This is a genomic window from Sinorhizobium alkalisoli (assembly GCF_008932245.1).
GTDB lineage: Bacteria > Pseudomonadota > Alphaproteobacteria > Rhizobiales > Rhizobiaceae > Sinorhizobium > Sinorhizobium alkalisoli.
On sequence record NZ_CP034911.1, the window covers coordinates 64,263 to 81,709 of the forward strand.

The 17,447-nt window shown below is 59.2% G+C and carries 5 protein-coding genes; all 5 read left to right on the forward strand.

The window, feature by feature from the left end:
• Positions 1 to 370: 370 nt before the first annotated feature.
• The 5 genes from EKH55_RS27355 (at position 371) to sctV (ending at position 17,442) form a co-directional block, all read left to right on the forward strand.
• Complete coding sequence (locus tag EKH55_RS27355; protein ID WP_246232041.1) at positions 371 to 9,505, forward strand: shikimate kinase; 9,135 nt, start codon at positions 371 to 373, stop codon at positions 9,503 to 9,505.
• A 377-nt stretch (positions 9,506 to 9,882) separates the two neighbouring features.
• Positions 9,883 to 11,412 (forward strand): IS21 family transposase, encoded by a 1,530-nt coding sequence (gene istA, locus EKH55_RS27365; RefSeq protein WP_083265143.1) that lies wholly within the window; start codon positions 9,883 to 9,885, stop codon positions 11,410 to 11,412.
• A gap of 11 nt (positions 11,413 to 11,423) precedes the next feature.
• Entirely contained in the window at positions 11,424 to 12,161 is a 738-nt protein-coding gene (gene istB, locus EKH55_RS27370) for an IS21-like element helper ATPase IstB (protein ID WP_069456397.1), read from the forward strand.
• Positions 12,162 to 13,890: 1,729 nt separating this feature from the next.
• A complete protein-coding gene (locus EKH55_RS27385; RefSeq protein WP_069456572.1) occupies positions 13,891 to 14,781 on the forward strand; it encodes a SctD/MshK family protein in 891 nt (296 codons plus the stop codon).
• 543 nt (positions 14,782 to 15,324) lie between these two features.
• Entirely contained in the window at positions 15,325 to 17,442 is a 2,118-nt protein-coding gene (gene sctV / locus EKH55_RS27390) for a type III secretion system export apparatus subunit SctV (RefSeq protein WP_069456556.1), read from the forward strand.
• Positions 17,443 to 17,447 lie beyond the last annotated feature (5 nt).

A 17,447-nucleotide genomic window follows, 5' to 3' on the forward strand; every position in this document is an offset into this window, starting at 1 on the left:
CGACAATATTTCGGGATCAAGCAGTTCGCGCTCGCAATCAGGCCCTCCCCTCGCGGAGGGCCGCCAAAAGTTCAATTCCATCCTGGAGGTGATGCACTCTGGGTCTCAAGGCACAGGTGCGTCCTGCGCACGCACTGCCGACGAAGACCCTGGGGAGAGGTCGTCCGGCCCTTCCGCGGGCGCACGGCGAGTGCTGGCCGCTGTTGTTCGAGCAACCGCGCTGACAAGAGCAGGCGCCGTGCGGCGGCGCCGTCTTCCCTCAGTCCCGGAGGGTGATGCCACAGTTCTAGTCGCTGACCAGCCATCCAAGTCGGATATGGCAGTCCCGCTTTGTATAACCGCCGGACAAATCAAGGCAGAAGATCAACAGATGAAAGGCTTGCTTGCAGAATTTGAATCTAGCCGCCTTGAAGCTAGCCTAACCGCCAACCGAGGCCCTACCCTGGAGGAGAAGCAAGAGGCGCTCGATCGAATCGTCGATGCAGGCTCAACAGTTCTGGAATATCACGCGAGTCTGGCCCCAGGGAGCGATAGCATTCTGTCCAATGATCATGCGCGTCTAACCCGGGATCTGGTGCTCGATGCGGCATCGGAATGCATGGAACTCGCCAAGGACGGCATGCAATTGCTAGAGATTCGTAACAAGGCGCACGCCGTGCTCGCCTTGGTCCTCCGATCCAACCCTAGCCCCGCCAAGCTGAGCCAAGCGGTTTCCAGTGTGGCAAGGCACTATATAGCTTGCGTGGAGTTTTGGGAAAAGAAGACATGGCGCGCGGAACGCATCCAGTTAGCCTATGCCGTCACTGCCAACCTACCAAATACAAATGCCGAGATCCAGCAGGCCGAAGAGGCCAAATTGCGACTGCATACCGGCTCGACACTGATGTCGAGGTTCATGGTTCTGCAATCGCGGATCGAGCTGGCGCGGTTGTTAATTGAGCCACGAGCGAGCAGTTTCCAAGCGCCACTGAGGGAAATGCTTATCGGTGAGAACGGGCGAGTACCTCTGTTGGATGCCCTCAGCGCCTCAGTTTTGCCGGCGGTGCATCGGACGCGCGGCGCTCTTCAGACCAAGGCAGGGCGCCCACTCGACTCGATAGACTGCTCCGTTCTGCAAGGCGTCATGCAGAGGCTTTTGGATTTTGCATCGGCGTTGCCCGACTTGCTTGGCAGGCTAAGCGACGACCGAACAGGTGCCGACCTCCCGTTGGAATTGTTGGGTCAGATAGCGGAAGGCGCGCGAGGCACTGCGGACCAGGTCCTGCAACTCTTGGACCTGCAGCCAACGAGATCATCCATCAGCGAACGGCCGGCTGCCGCTGTGACTGCGACCGACACTACCGGCCAGGCTGTGACGGAGAGGGCTGCACCGGCCGAAGGCACTTCGACCCGCAGGAAGGGGAAAAGCAGGCGCAAGCCCTCCGCTGGCGCCCGAAGTTCGGCCCCCGGGCGACCGGAACCGCAAGTCGTTTCGGGCAAGAGCGGCACGGCGCAAGCAACCGAGGTTCTCTCCCTTGGCAACAGTTCATCGGGCCCCTCCATTAGTCCACATCGAATTGCGGACGCTGCGCCCCGTGCAGGCATTACCGCGGGGCGTGTTCTTCCCTCATTGTCGGTTGATGGAGCGCGAGCTCGAGAAAAAAGCTTCGTGGGCGAACCCCGGCCCGGCGATCAAGGACCCGGAACATCGCAACCGGACGCGCTCCCAACTGGTAGCCAGACTGTGGGCATTGGGGAAGCTGGATCAAGCAGCTCGCCCCCGCAATCAAGTCACGCCGTTGGACAGAGCAGCCAATCGTCCGATGTCGGCGTGCAGCGGACGCTCGCTGGCTCCCAGTATAAACGAATGTCCTATGCTCGCGTTGTGCTAGGGGCCGACGAAGCCCTTGGCGGCAAATCCGCCGATTCATCCATAGGTCCCGCCCGAGCCCTCACGACTCCGCGACGGGCAGCCAGTGGGCCTCAGCATCATTCTACCCAAGGTCCGCAAGGCGAAGTAACGGCCAGGGAAAAAAAGTCTTTGCGTTTTCATGAGAACTGGCGGCTCCGCGATCCAAAGCCGAGTCGCTCGCAACCAGACACGCTCCCACCTCAGGAGCAAAGCGAGCCCAGGCCAGCGGCAGGAGCGGGACGGCGGCGTTTCGACAATGTAGCCGCACAGAGCTACAACGAAGCACTACTTAATGACGCTTTACATGAGATTTCCTTCGCTCCCGGCATCACTGAATTCTCGTGCGCTGTGGTGAAGTACGACAAGAGTCTGCAAGGCCAGGCACATCATGCAACATTCCTCCAAAGGGCCGCTTCCGAGTTCACTCGTCAATTTATTCCAAGATGGGAGCAAGATGTCCGCGTCCGCAATACCTGGGGGTACGCCACCTCCTGCAACGCGATCAGCCGGGAAACTGGCGGTCAGGCAGGCATGGAAGCTTGCAGCGCCATGGCAGCTCAGGTGTCGAGACTCGGCAGCGCGCTGAACGACGTTGAAAGTAAAACGCTTTCACTGTTCGTATTGTCTTTCAGTCGCTATCCCCGAGTAGCGGAATGTCGCAATGGAATGATTGGTATCGCCAAGGTTTTTCATGAGCAACGCGGAGCGCTTTCGGAGCTCAACGGTCAAAGTCTGGCACTGCTGGTCAACGGCTTTAGCAAATGGCCGGAACACGAGAACGCTCGTAAAGCCGCGATAGCAGTTGCCGCCGAGATTCGCCGCCGCCCCGCCGGGCTGTCTGATTTTGGTCCGCAGAACTTGGCTAACGTTGTGAACGGTTTGAGCAAGTGGCCGCAAGAGGCGGAGTGTTGCGGCACTATCAATGCAATCGCCGATGAGGTCTGTCACCGCGCCGATAAAGACGCCAATCTATCCGGGTTTAATCCGCAGGCTCTGGCAAACCTGGTGAACGGCTTCAGCAAAGCGCCGGAACTGGTACACTCACGCCAAGCAACCGTCGTCATAGCCGATGCGGTCTGTCGCCGCGCCGATAAAGACGCCGATCTATCCGGGTTTCATCCGCAGGATCTGGCGAACCTGGTAAACGGCTTCAGCAAGTGGCCCGAGGACTGCCGCGGAGCTATCGCTGCGATCGCGCGTGCGGTGCCTTGCGCCGCCGGCGAGCTGTCGGGTTTCATTGGGCAGGATCTGGCGAACCTGGTGAACGGCTTCAGCAAGTTGCAGGCGGCGGAGTGCTCCCGCGCTTCCGTCGCAATTGCCAGTGAGGTCTGTCATCGCGCAAGCCGCCCCGAGGTCGGGCTCTCTGATTTCAATCCGCAGCATCTGGCGAACCTGGTGAACGGCTTCAGCAAATTGCAGGCGGCGGAGTGCTCACGCGCTGCCGTCGCAATTGCCGGTGAGGTCTGTCACCGCGCCAGCCGCCGCGAGGTCTGGCTTTCTGATTTTGATGGGCAGCATCTGGCGAACCTGGTGAACGGCTTCAGTAAATGGCCGCAAGAGGAGAATTTGGGTCACGCCACCAACATCGTCGCTGACGAGGTGCTTCGCTGCGCCGACCAGCTGCCTATGTTTGATGCGCACCACCTGGCGAGCCTGGTGAACGGCTTCAGCAGGTGGCCGCAATCGGAAAACTCCTATCAAGCCACAGTTGCGGTCGCAGGTGCCGTGGTTAGCCGCCCCGGGCGCCTCCAGGGATTCACTGGGCAGGATCTGGCGAACCTGGTGAACGGCTTCAGCAAGTGGCCCGAGGACTGCCGCGGAGCTATCGTCGCGATCGCGCGGGCGGTGGCTCGCGCCGCCGGCGAGCTGTCGGGATTTAATGAGCTAGATCTGGCGAATCTGGTAAACGGCTTCAGCAAGTGGCCCGAGGACTGCCGCGGCGCCATCGTTGCGGTCGCGCGTCAGGTCGGTGGCCGGGCCGACCAGCTGCCTGTGTTTGGTCCGCAGGCACTGGCGAACCTGGTGAACGGCTTCAGCAAGTGTCCTGACGAGGCGGGCTGCGGCGACGCCGTCGTTGCCCTCGCTGCGGAGGTGGTCAGTCGCGCCAGCCCCAGCGACCTGCTGCCTGGATTCGATCCGCAGGCACTTGCGAACCTGGTGAACGGCTTCAGCAAGTGGCCGCAAGAGGAGAAATCACGCCAGGCCGCCGCGGTAATCGCCGGCGAGGTAATTCGCAGCGCTAACCAGCTCCCTGATTTTACATCGCAGCACCTTTCGAACCTGGTGAACGGCTTCAGCAAGTGGCCGCAAGAGGAGAAATCACGCCAGGCCACCGCGGTGATCGCCGGCGAGGTGATTCGCGACGCCGATCGGCTCTCTGGTCTTAGCTCGCAGCAGCTGGCAAATCTGCTCAACGGCTTCGACAGGTGTGCGGAAGAGGAGGCATGCAGCCAGGCGGTTTTGGAGATCGCCCGCAGACTTGGCCCGGCCGGTCGACCATACCGTCATTTTACGACGCACGGGCTCTCCAGTATCGCCAACAGTTTGGCGCGTGGGGTTATGAGGAGAGAGGACGCCGGAGAGATCGCAGAGGCCGCGCTGCTGAAAGATCGACTACACAAACTGGCTCATTATCTTCATTATGCGAGCGATCGCATCGGCGAGGCCGACGCGGTGGCCGTCACGAGCATCTTGAAGGCGTTGGCCAAGGCCCAGTTGCATGACGATCTTAGCTTGCTCGCAGCCCCTGGAATAAATCGACTGAGGCAATTGCATCAGGCCCCTGGCTTTGCCGTTGAGAACAACCTCGAAATTATGGGAAACATTTGCGCCGTTCTGCTGCCGCTGGCGCGCAGCCCGCGCAAGCAGCTGCGTTGGCACCGAAGGCAGGCTTTGAACTTGCTTAATGATATCCAACCTATCGTGGAGCACAAGATCGAGGCCCATCTCAGGGCAAGCGATGCCGAGCGGAACCGGGGGCCGAACTCGACACGCCGTCCCGCGCTGTCGATTTATCAAGTGCTCAAGGCCCGTGCGAACCTGGCAACATTGCTGCGGCGGCCGTATGTTGAGGGCAGCAAGTCTGATTTGCGTGTGAGGCGCGACGAGCTGCAGTCCAAGACCAAGGAAATCCTGGACAGCACGCGCGAGCTCATCGAAAGCGACCTTTCCAGCATGAGTTGGAACTTGATCGCGCAAATCGAGGCTGAACGTCCGATCGATGCGCTCGACACGTTCGTGGCGCAGAATGCCGCGACGGTCCAAGCCCAACATTCGGCGTCCGTCTTCGACGTCCATCAGGTTCTGCGAGCCATGGACCATGAACCCAGAGCGCCGCAGGGTGAGGCGGGATTGATGCGATTGCCGGTAGTCGACATGCAGGGCCGGCAACTGGCCACGGACCCCGAGACGCGCTATTCGATCTTTCATCGCCTGACCTCGGGGGCAGTGAAGATGGTTGCGGTGCAACTGCCAGGAAAGCCGAGCCCGTTTATGCTGGCACGCACGTTGACCGTCGAGGGCGTGCCATACCGCATGGATCTGTTCGGCGGAAGCAAGTTAAAGCCGCCGCGAAAAACCCTTTCCCAGATCGCGGCCAAACTTCCAGGTCGGGGGGAACCAGAGCCTTCCGGCGGGAAGCTGCTGGCGATTCCCTATGCCGAAACCGCACCAGGCACTTCCTTTGAGAAGCTGTCGCGCGCCTGGGCACCTTTCAAAGAGGCATATTACTACACTCAGCGCCGGGGTTTTGCCGCGCCGCCGGCTCTCAAGGACTTAGGTCCTCACGATTATGCGCTGGAAGGCGCATTCAAACTGTCGTTGCTGCCGGACCGCCCTGCCAGTGAACATCCCTTCAAGCTAACTGGGCGGGAAGGCCCGATTGCGTTGCGACCGCATGACGGCTGCGGCTTCATCAAGGCTTCGCTGGCCACTCGTATGAAGGCTGTTCGCCTGGCCGGCGGGCAGGAAGGTGCTGCTCGGGTGCCTGCGTTTGGTGAAGGAAGGAGATCGTCCCTGCCTGCCACGGCGCTGCAACATTATCCGCGAAGCGAGATGGTGGCAAATGAGGTGCGAGAGAAAGCTAAGATTTGGCTCGATAGTCGACAGGGGCAACGACTGACGGCCGAGGAGTTGTTTCGAACCCTGACTAGCGGACATATCGACGGTCCCGGCGCGGTTGCGGTACCGTCCGGTGATGAATGTCTCCATGTGCCGACGCTCAAAAGCGAGACCTTGACGGGGACGAACGGCGTGCTGATCGGGCGCTCGCCGTACGATAAGCCCAACCTGCGGCCAATCGCCACCGACCTGGTCAGGTCAGCCGCTGGTGGGGACCCGACAGCAGTGTTCCTCGGCGCGTGTGTGGCCATGCAATACAGCTTTAATGTCGCCCAGAAATCGGGCGAGGAACTCGCGGCCGACGATCCGACTTTCTTTGCTAAAGGCATTCTGATCGTCGTGCCGGACGAGATGTGGCCGGCGAACTACGCCGATCGTGCGCTGGTGATGTCTGCGGAGGACGTCAAGTGCCATTCGCAGTGGACGACAGGCAAGGACCGCGTCAAGGAGGATACGGCACTCGACTGCCTCGGCGTCCTGCAGGCCACCGAGGTGTTTGCCCCGGGCTCGTTGATCGCCGTGCCGACCGGTGAACAGAAAAAACTTGACGGCGACTTCGACGGCGACACCGTCATCATCATCGGCGACCGGCCGCAGCTTTATGAGCATGTGCGTGAATTCGATGAAAAGGAGCAAGCTCTCGGACTTCCATCCCTTAAGCCGCCAAAGTCGCATACCCCAGCACTTGACGGCGACACCTACCAGTTTGGTCGCGCCAGCCAGATTCTCGCTGCCACCCAGGATGTCCTGGAAACTTACAGCGGTCTACAGCGAAACTTTCTGGCTCAGTCTCATGAATCACGGCGCTGGTTTGCGGAGCGAGCCATCTTTGGCACCTACGAGGGCGTCCACCATGAACTCCGACGCGACATTGGTCAGTTGCTAGGCCGGGAAGAGGTGAGCGGCCAGGATATCGAGAACCTGTTTGCGAGAGCGAGGCGCGAGATCGAGATCGCTCAACATCCGGTTGCTCGCGAAATGGCCGAGTTGCTCGTTGCCGACCTTGAAGCATGGGCAGAGGGGCATGAGGTGGAGCCAGCGCCCGAGACAGTCGAACACGCGGAGGGCACCGAAAGCACGACGCTCAGCGCAGCTGTCTCAGATCTTCTCCCGGATTTGGCGGATGCCTATCCGGCAACTTCTCAACCAAAAGACCGCATCCGGGCTTTGATCGACAACTATCCGGCGCGGATCGATCCTCGCCCGGACGGTTACAATCCGGATGACCTGGTGCAAAGCGCAAACAACCTCCTGAGCCTCGGCATCAAGGTCGGCACCGACGCCTACAAATCCAATACTGGCGCTCAGCTGTTTTCGAAGAAGAGCCGGGACCTTCAGCGGCTGCTGCATACAACGCCTGGCTTGAGGTCCGTGCCATACGTCAAGAGCCTGGCAACGTCTCTCAACCATGGAAGTTTTGACTTCAGGGCAGCCTTGAAGAATCTGGAGGACAATCCCACGCTGACGGCTTCAGTCATGCAAACCTCGATCAGTCTCGCTGTGGACGAGCGCATCTTGCGCGAGCCCTCGGGCTTACCGCCCGCAGCAGCGAATTCCGATGAGACGATTACGCTGACCCGCGAGGAGGCCTCAGAGCGCGCTAGAAGTGAGGTTGCCCGCGCAATGAAAGAAGAGGGCAAAATCACCGCAGCGGCACTCAACGTCGCTGCAAGCCTCAGAAAAATGGGCATTCAGGTGAAAATGCCTCATTTGGAGCGCCGGCTGAGATCGGAACGCTCCATACGAGAGCAGCTCGCCGGAACGAGCGTTTCATCCGACAGCACCCAACAGCTGATCAGCAATGCGGTACGCCACGTCTTCGAAATTCCTGACAAGGATTTTACACGTGCCTTCAAGGCAGCCATTCTGGCGTTCGAGGAGCAGGATTACACCGAAATCGAGGTGACCAACTGGTTCAAGTTCGAGCGTCCCGCTTATCTCGGCATCCACGCGGTACTTGCCACAGCAGCAGGCTATCGCTTCCAGATGGAATTCCACACCCCGGCCAGCTACAGCGCCAAAGTTGACAACCACGATACTTATAAAGAGCTGCAGCAGCTGAAGCGCCGCGATGCTCCTGAGAAGACAGAGGAACTCGAGCAGAAGGTAATAGAGAGCTACAAGGCCGTTAGAAGACCCGATGACGTGCTGAGCATAACACACTGGAGCGATGGTAAGGGTAGCGTCGCAGTAGCTGGATTGCGAGCTGCGGGACAATCAAGAAAGTCGGAGATCGCCAGGCCACCGGAGGCTACGGACATTGTCGCTGCCCTCGGCGGGCGGCCGATCGTGCTCGTCGGAATGTCGGGCGCTGGCAAATCCACTATTGGCCCAGTTCTCGCGGGTCGGTTGGGGCTGCCCTTCATTGATACCGACAGAAGAATCGAGCAGAAAATCGGCAAATCGATATCGGCGATATTTAGGGAGCACGGCGAGGATTATTTCAGGAAGTTGGAGGCAGGTGAGATCGCGAAGTTGCTTGGGGCCGGGATAGGGGTGATCGCGACCGGCGGCGGCGCGGTCTTGAATGAGCAGACCCGACACCTCATCGGCAGCAAAGGGCTCTCGATCTGGTTAGATACCGACGTAGACGCAATCCGAAAGCGAACAAGAAAGGACCCCAAACGCCCCCTGCTGCAAGACCCCGATCCGGACCAGAAGCTCGCCCGGCTGATGAGCGAGCGCCGGCCGCTCTATCAACAAGCCAACCTCAGGTTTGTCCCACCCCACGGAAACGATCGAAAGAACGCAGACCCATGTTTGAAGGCGCTCCACGCGTACCTGTGCGCGCCCAACGCAGACCGCAGCCCCCCAGGTACCGCATTGCGCGACGATATTCGTTCTGCGCCGACGCCGACGCCCCCCACCTTCGATGCTCGGATCGGGAGGTCCGATGCGCCAGCTTCGAAACGCCCGGAGGCGTCGGTGCTCGGGACCACCGAGTGGCTGAGCGATGCCCATATTCAGAGGGATTACGATTTCCTCGAGCAGCAGCTGCAGGGGATCGATCCAACGCTTGCCGCCAGCATAAGGCTAGTGGATCCGTCGGTATCCCATCTGCTGCGCCACATGGAGCTGCAACACGCGCGAGGCATGCTGCAGTCGATCTATAATCGAAACGCCGCCCCGGCCGACTTCCTGTTCCTTCCAGTGAACAATGGCACTCTTGATGGCCGCGGCACCCATTGGTCGCTGCTGCTCGTCGATCGCCGCGATCCGAAGCGGCAGGTCGCCTATCATTACGACTCCCTCCAGCATAGAAGATACAACGATGAGGCCGCAACACAGCTGGCAGAACGGCTGGACGCCACCTTGGCGCCAGCCCGCATGGCCGCACAGCCGAACGACTACGATTGCGGCGTCTTTGTCGTGGACGGCACGCGGGCGTTAGTCAAGAGATTGGTGGACGGGGAGCGGCCAAACCACGAGCCACTGCACCTCGACACCCTCATCGCCGATCGGCAGGCGCTGCAAAGCCGACTGACGAGGTATTGATACGCATGCTGGAAACAGCATGCCAAGCCAGTCGAATTTGCCAAACCCTGGTCTTCGCGACAGGATTGAACGAAGCAGCCGCTGGCGCGCCTCGCGCCGAGCTAAGGGCAGTCGAGTGAGCCAAGATCTACCAGGCTATCAGGTGTTTCGTTCACAGCACCAGAGCAAGAAAACCAGTGCAGTATGCAAATTCCGAGGCAAACCGCCCCCTGATTCCGAAATGATCTCGCCCCTCCATTCCGAGAAATAGTCGCCCCCTTGTTCCGAGATGATGCCGCCCCCTTTGGCAGGGATGTGGCGTGGGGGTTCTGCCGGTGTGAAGTTCCTTCCGTCGATGTTGACGAGGAAGGAACGGGATGCCTGCGGAGAGACTGGAGATGCGGCGTGTCCGCGAGATACTGAGATATCGTTTCGAACAAGGACTGGGCCACAAATCGATTGCGGTTCGGGTCGGGGCAGCACCGTCGACGGTGCGCGAGACGCTGCGGCGCGCAACGCTTGCGGGTCTTTCGTGGCCGTTGGGTGATGACGTGAGCGATGCCGTCCTGGAAGCGGCGCTCTACAAGGCGGCGGGGACGAAGACGGGTCATCGTCGCGCGCCGGAGCCGGACTGGGCGCAGGTCCATCGCGAGCTGAAGCGCAAGCACGTGACGCTGCAAATTCTCTGGGACGAATACATGAGCCGTTATCCCGACGGCTACCGCTACAGCCGGTATTGTGACCTCTATCGCGGCTGGGCGCTGAAGCTGCCGGTGACGATGCGGCAAGATCATGCTGCCGGCGACAAGCTGTTCGTCGATTATGCCGGCGACACGGTCACGGTCGTCATTGATCGGCTGTCGGGCAAGACGCGGCAGGCGCACTTGTTCGTGGCGGTCCTGGGAGCGTCCAGCCTTTCGTTTGCGCAGGCGCGCTGGACAGAGACACTACCCGACTGGATCGAATGCCATATTCAGGCGCTGGAGTTCTTTGGTGCTGCGCCAGCCTTGCTGGTTCCCGACAATGCCAAGGTGGCGATCATCAAGGCATGCCACTTCGATCCCCAGGTCAACAGGACCTATAGCGCAATGGCGGCGCACTATGGGAGCGCTGTTCTTCCGACACGGCCGCGGCGGCCGCGCGACAAGGCAAAAGTGGAGGCCGCGGTTCGTATCGTTGAGCGTTGGTTGCTGGGTCGCCTTCGCCATCGGGTCTTCTACAGCCTGGCCGAGGTGAATGCGGCGATCGCCGAATTGCTTTACGACCTCAACGACAAGCGTGTCCTGCGCCGGGTTGGCGTTACCCGCCGCCAACTGTTCGAAGAGCTTGATCGTCCGGCTTTGCGGCCTTTGCCTGTCGAGCGCTATGTCTTCGCCGAATGGCGTATCCGGCGTGCCGGGCTGGATTACCACGTCGAGATCGAACGGCATTATTATTCCGTTCCCTATCGCTTTGCCCGCGAGCAGGTCGAGGCGCGCATCACGGCCAATACGATCGAGATATTCCACAAGGGCGAGCGGATTGCCGCTCACCGCCGCGCGAGCGGTAACGGCAAGCACACGACCATCCCCGATCATATGCCCTCGGCGCATCGTCGTTTTGCCGACTGGGCGATTGAACGCATTCGGCGCGAAGCCTCTGCCATGGGGTCGGATGTCGGCCTGTTGTGCGATCGCATCCTTGCCGATCGGCCGCATCCCGAGCAGGGCTTTCGCGCCTGCCTCGGGATTATCCGTCTCGGCAGAAGCTTTGGCCGCGACAGGGTCAATGCCGCCTGCGCCCGGGCGCTGGAGATCGGGGCCCGGACCTATGGTTCGGTGCGCTCCATCCTCGACAATCACCTCGACCGGACAGCGGACTCAAAAGGAGCCGCGTCGCGTGAACCCATCCACCACGAAAACATCCGCGGACCTCGCTACTACCACTAAGGAGAAGGAAAATGCTTGCTCATCCGACACTTGATAGACTGAACGCCATGGGCCTGGCCGGCATGGCAAAGGCCTTCGGCGAACTCGTCGCCAACGGCGAAGCCGAACATCTCTCGCATGCTGAATGGCTTGGACTGCTGCTCGAGCGGGAATGGAGTTCTCGTTATGACCGCAAGCTTGCCGCGCGCCTCAGATTCGCCAAGCTCCGCCACCAGGCTACTCCGGAGGATGTCGATTATCGCGCCGAACGCGGCCTTGACCGTGCGCTCTTCATGAAGCTGCTCGGTGGTGACTGGATCGGCGCTCACGACAATCTCGCTATCTGCGGCCCCTCAGGCGTCGGAAAGAGCTGGTTGGCATGTGCCCTCGGCCATAAGGCTTGCCGCGACGACCGTTCCGTTCTCTATCAGCGTGTCCCTCGGCTCTTTGCCCAGCTCGCGCTCGCCCGCGGTGACGGCAGATACGCCAGGCTGCAACGCACCCTGGGCCATGTTCAGGTCCTGATCCTGGACGACTGGGGTCTTGAGCCGCTCAACGAACAGGCCCGTCACGATCTTTTGGAAATCCTTGAGGACCGCTACGGCCGCCGATCGACGATCATTACCAGCCAGCTCCCCGTATCCGCCTGGCATGGCGTCATTGGGGACCCCACCTACGCCGACGCCATCCTGGATCGCCTCGTACACAACGCCCACCGCATCGAGCTCAGCGGAGAAAGCCTACGTCGAAATCTGCCTCGAAAAGCTTGACACCGGAATTGAACGAACTGACAACAATCACTGCCCGCAGACCCCGCTGAAACAGGGGGCGAGATCATCCCGGAATCCGGGGGCGCAATCATCTCGGAACAAAGGGGCGGCTTCATCGGAATCGGCATGCAGTAGCGAGCGGTACATCGACTGAGCTGGTCAAGGCGCCGGGGGCGGCAGCGAAGGCCCCTTCCCGCGCAGGGCTTCTTCCTGCGTATCGCGGCCATCAGGTTGCGGGGGTCTCAGATCCCGTAGCTCCCGTCTGATCCTGCACAGGTTAACGAAGCAGGAGGAAGACCATATTGGGTGAGGACACGCCGCCGGCGGCTTAAGTAGCGGAAACTCTCCCCAACGCACGGCGCGTCCAACGACAACTATGTTCGCCGGCGCGCGTAAGCCAGCCTGAAAGGGACTGCGCGGCGAGACAATGCTGGGGCCGAGCATGCTGAACACGCCTGTGAGCTGCTGGTCCGCCGACGGCGACCAAGAAGATTGAAGCGGAGCACGGACGCGACAAGGAGGAACGGCTGCGAAGTCTATGGTGGCACTTTCAATCTCAGGCGCTTATGCAAAGTAGTGGTCGGTGTCGGGAGAATATAGCACCTAGGCGACAAAGCGCTTGTCGATGTCATACGTGGATTCAGCAGCGATGCGTTCGGCATGCGGCGACTTCGGGAAATTCCTACCAATTCACCGAGGCTGCCGCTCGCCCGAATATTCCGATGAAGCCGGCCATTTCTCAAGCTTTCAAAGATCACGACATTTGATCCGGTGTCTGCAGTAGAAGCGCGCGCCCTCACCACACTTCGACGAGAACGTGACGTTAGATAGAAATCTGCTTCAACAGGAGGCGTCAGATCGCCCGCAGCCATGATCTATCACGACGCTATTTTTTTCTAAAGCTCGTCAGCTTGTCGAAAGGTGACGACTTTAGCTTGAGGAGGTGGATGCAGAAGACGGCATCGCCGCCCATTGACAAATAAAGATAAACGCCGGAGTACCTGATGGTCGCAGTAAATGGAAGTTTTGGCAGCTTCGGTGCTTTCTTGGCTCGTACAGGGGGTCATGAACGTTCGAACCGACATCAGTCGCACGTACCTGATCATAAAAAGCCGGCCGATCCTAACACGCAGCCAGACCCCAAGAGGTCCGAAAGGGGGCACGGTCGGACGGACATTCCGCCCAAATCTGGCGACGGCTCGCAGGCTGCATCTCAACAAGAAGCCTTTCAGCTGGCTCTCAACGCCGTAGCGTTAACTATCATGAATGATGTCATGGCTGATGCCGAGGAGGCTATGGCAGAGACAGAAGAGGATACCTGATGCTGGATAGATGGTCCTCGTCAGGAACCGGCGTGTCGTTGATGACGGCACAATTGAAGAAAGGAAAGCAATATGTCAAGTAAAGTTGGGTCCAATAGTAGCAAAGTTAGTTCATCCGCCACGGGGTCTACAAATACAAAGGCCAAGAATGATGGGGCTGATGCATTCAAAGCGCAAATGGAGGAGCTGGCGGCGGTTAGCACGGAGGCTACGAATAGGAGTATGTTGCTGCGCACTGTTACAACGCAACTCTCGACGGTCAAGAAGGTCGCCGACGAGCGCGTTCAATAATGTTTGAAGCGTGACTCACGTAGTCTCGATTGCACCATTTGGTGACGCGATGTGGAACTGAAATGAGTCGCACGGCAATTGCCGTGCGGCTTCTATCCTTGTCCGGAAGAATATCCTTGAATGACACGATTTCTCTTCATTTCGAAGTCCTGTCTGGCCTCTATTGCGGGCTGACCGGTGTGCTGGATCCAGAAGCGAAAGTAATCGGTAGTGGCCTCGATGCCGACATAATCTTTATCGAGCAAGGATTAGCGCCTCAACATCTTCGCATCACTTTTCTTGCAGATTCGATCGATGTCGAAACCCTTGCAGCCGGAATTAGCGTTCAGGGCAAAGGGAATATTGCCGCCGGCGAGCGTGTTGTGCTTCCTCTTCCGGTCGTGATCGACGTAGGCGCGATGTCCATGCTCTGGTCGGCAGAGGGTGCAGCGCCCGCTGAATCAGTCGACACACCAAGCCTCTCGATCCGCATACTGGCCTTCGTACTATTGGGCTCCGTCGGGATCGGCGCGCTCGCAATGATTTTCTCCTACTACGTTAGCGCCGATGTATCGAGCGCCAATTCACCTGCTGCTATCCCTAAACCCAAGCTGACCGAAAACCATGCTGACAATCAGATGGCCGTTGCAGCGGCCAGAGATCTGCAACGGGAAGCGGCTAGAGCAGGCCTGCTCAATATTAAGGTCGACTGGGCCAAGGGGGTTGTTACAGCTGAAGGCACCGTCTCGTCTGCATCGGCCACCAGTTGGCAGAAGGTTCAGGAGTGGTTCGATCATCGCACGAATGGAGCTCTAACACTGGTCAATAAAGTGATCACCAAAGAGGAGAAGGCGCCGTCGGCAATCGCGATTGAAGCGGTTTGGCGCGGGTCCTCGCCGTATGTTGTCATTGATGGAGAGAAGTACTTCGTCGGCGCCCTTTTGGATGATGGATGGACAATCGATCGGATCGAAAACAGCCGCGTGCTGCTGAGCCGGAATGGCCACGTTGCTTCTCTCCCCTATTAAGTGCTTTCCGGTTCGCAGGCCATAGGAGAACTCCAATGCTCAAGCTGCCCCACCTGCCCTGTTGCACTCGGTATCATCCGGAGATGCAGGAATAAATTGTTGTCCCGTTACGGCGGGTGCTCCTGCTCCAGCAGATCGGCCACCAGCTTAATCAAGGGCGAGACGATAGCGGCACAGGACTCAGCGTGAACGACGAAGGTCTCCGAAGCAGGTGGTGTCGCGCGCTTATCGCCAAGGAAGGCGCGATTTCCTGTACTCCCTCTCCTACGTCTGCCTCGCATGTGGAAAGAGCGCAGGAAACTGCCCCGGTTGCGGCACCTACATCCGATCATTTTCGGGATGTTCAACTGCTGCGACTTCTCGCCTATGCGCTCGTATCGGCCGATGTTGGCGGTAGGAGCCTGACGGGCCGGGACACGCTGTATACACCCGGGGGGCCACCGCTTTCGCAGTCTCTTAGTCTCAAGCGTCGCCATGCGCTGGTGGACCTTCGAAAGCTGCGTAAAAGCCGAGCAATTCTCAAACGATAACAAAGGGGCCTCCATGGGCAATATCATTCGTAACCTCATCGAGCGCGCGCCGGCCAGCCCGGACTTAATGGTTGCGCTCATGCTGCTTGTGGCAGTGGCTATGATGGTGATGCCAGTACCGACCGCAGTGATCGACACACTGATTGGCTTCAACATGGGTTTGGCCATACTGCTGCTAATGGTTGCTTTGTATATCAGCACACCACTTGAATTCTCTTCTTTGCCAGGCGTCATCTTGATTTCCACGGTCTTTCGTCTGGCGCTCACCATCGCAACGACGCGACTGATCCTGGCCGAAGGCGAGGCGGGCAGCATCATCCACACGTTCGGCGATTTCGTGATCTCAGGCAATATCGTCGTAGGTATCGTCATATTCCTAGTCGTGACCATGGTGCAGTTCATGGTCCTCGCGAAGGGCGCTGAACGCGTAGCAGAAGTGGCCGCCCGCTTCACGCTCGACGCCCTGCCGGGCAAGCAAATGGCGGTCGACGCAGAGTTAAGGAACGGCGATATAGATGCCAGCGAATCTCGCAGGCGGCGCGGCGCATTGGAGAAGGAAAGCCAACTTTACGGCGCTATGGACGGCGCGATGAAGTTCGTGAAGGGTGACGCGATCGCCGGGCTCGTCGTTATTTTCATCAACATGCTGGGTGGGATTTCGATCGGTTTGCTTTCGAAAGGTATGCCCTTCGGCGAGGTGCTGCGACATTATACCCTTCTCACCATCGGTGATGCCCTAATCTCGCAGATCCCGGCCCTGCTGCTCTCAATTACCGCGGCGACCATCGTCACTCGTGTAACTGGGGCTGGGAGCCTCAACCTTGGGACCGACATAGTTAATCAACTCACGGCGAGCAGGCGAGCATTACGGTTGGCGGCTTCCGTCTTGGTTGCGATGGGGTTCGTTCCTGGCTTCCCTCTACCCGTCTTTTTTATCTTGGCCGCGGTATTCGCCGCGGCAAGCATTGTCAAGGGTGATGTGCTGGGCGCCGGCGGTGTCGATGCTACACCTGCAGCTCCAGTGGAGCCTCAAAACCAAACGATGCCTGCGGAGGCATGTCCAATCGCTCTCTTCCTTGCGCCGAACGTCATGCAAGCGATCGGCCAAGTCGAACTAAAACAGCACATTGCACGCGTGTCGCAATTGGTCTCAGCCGATCTTGGCATCATTGTTCCCCGCATCCCTGTTGCGGTCGATCAGCAGCTGCCCGAGTCGAAATTCAGGATAGATATCGAGGGCGTGCCGGTAGAACAGGATCTGATTGATTCGACACAGCTAATGCTTAAAGACGATCGGGCGAACATTCAGTCGAGCGGCATCCCCTTTCGCCAAGATTCTGAAAAGGACATAATCTGGGTCGAACAATGCCATGCACAGGCTCTTAAGGCCGCCAGCATCCGACATTACCGCCCCAGCGAACTCCTCGCCTTGCGTGTGCAAGGGGCGTTAACCCGCTATGCACCGCGCTTGGTCGGCATTCAGGAGACCAGCCAATTATTGGGGCGGATGGAGCAGGAATATGCTGATCTGGTAAAGGAGGTGCTGCGCACGACACCGATTCCTCGGATTGCCGACGTACTGCGCCGTCTGCTGGATGAAGGTATCCCGATCCGCAACACCCGCGTTGTCTTGGAGGCATTGGCCGAACGGAGCGAACGTGAGCAAAATGTCGCCCTTCTCACCGAGTACGTTCGTTCTGATATGAAGCGGCAGATCTGTCACCGCTATGCCAATGAACACGGAATCGTGCCCGCGTTCATCATCGAACGTGAGACTGAGGATGTGGTGCGCAGCGCGGTTCGGGAATCGGCTGCGGGGCCCTACCTCGCACTAGAGGATCGGCAAAGTGAAGCACTACTGTCACAGATGCGTCAGATCCTTTCCAGCACAGCGCCTGATCAGACCCGGCCTGTCGTATTAACTGCAACGGATATCCGACGCTTCGTCCGCGGCTTTCTCGCGCGAAACGAGATTGATCTTGCTGTGCTGTCTTACCAGGACCTCGCGCCCGACTTCACCATCCAGCCCGCCGGATCCGTTAAGCTCCGCCTGGAACCAACAGTGGACCGTCAGGGGCTCGCGATTTCCGCATTGCCGCAAGTTGATAGCCAAGACCTCGATGATAGGTGAGAACC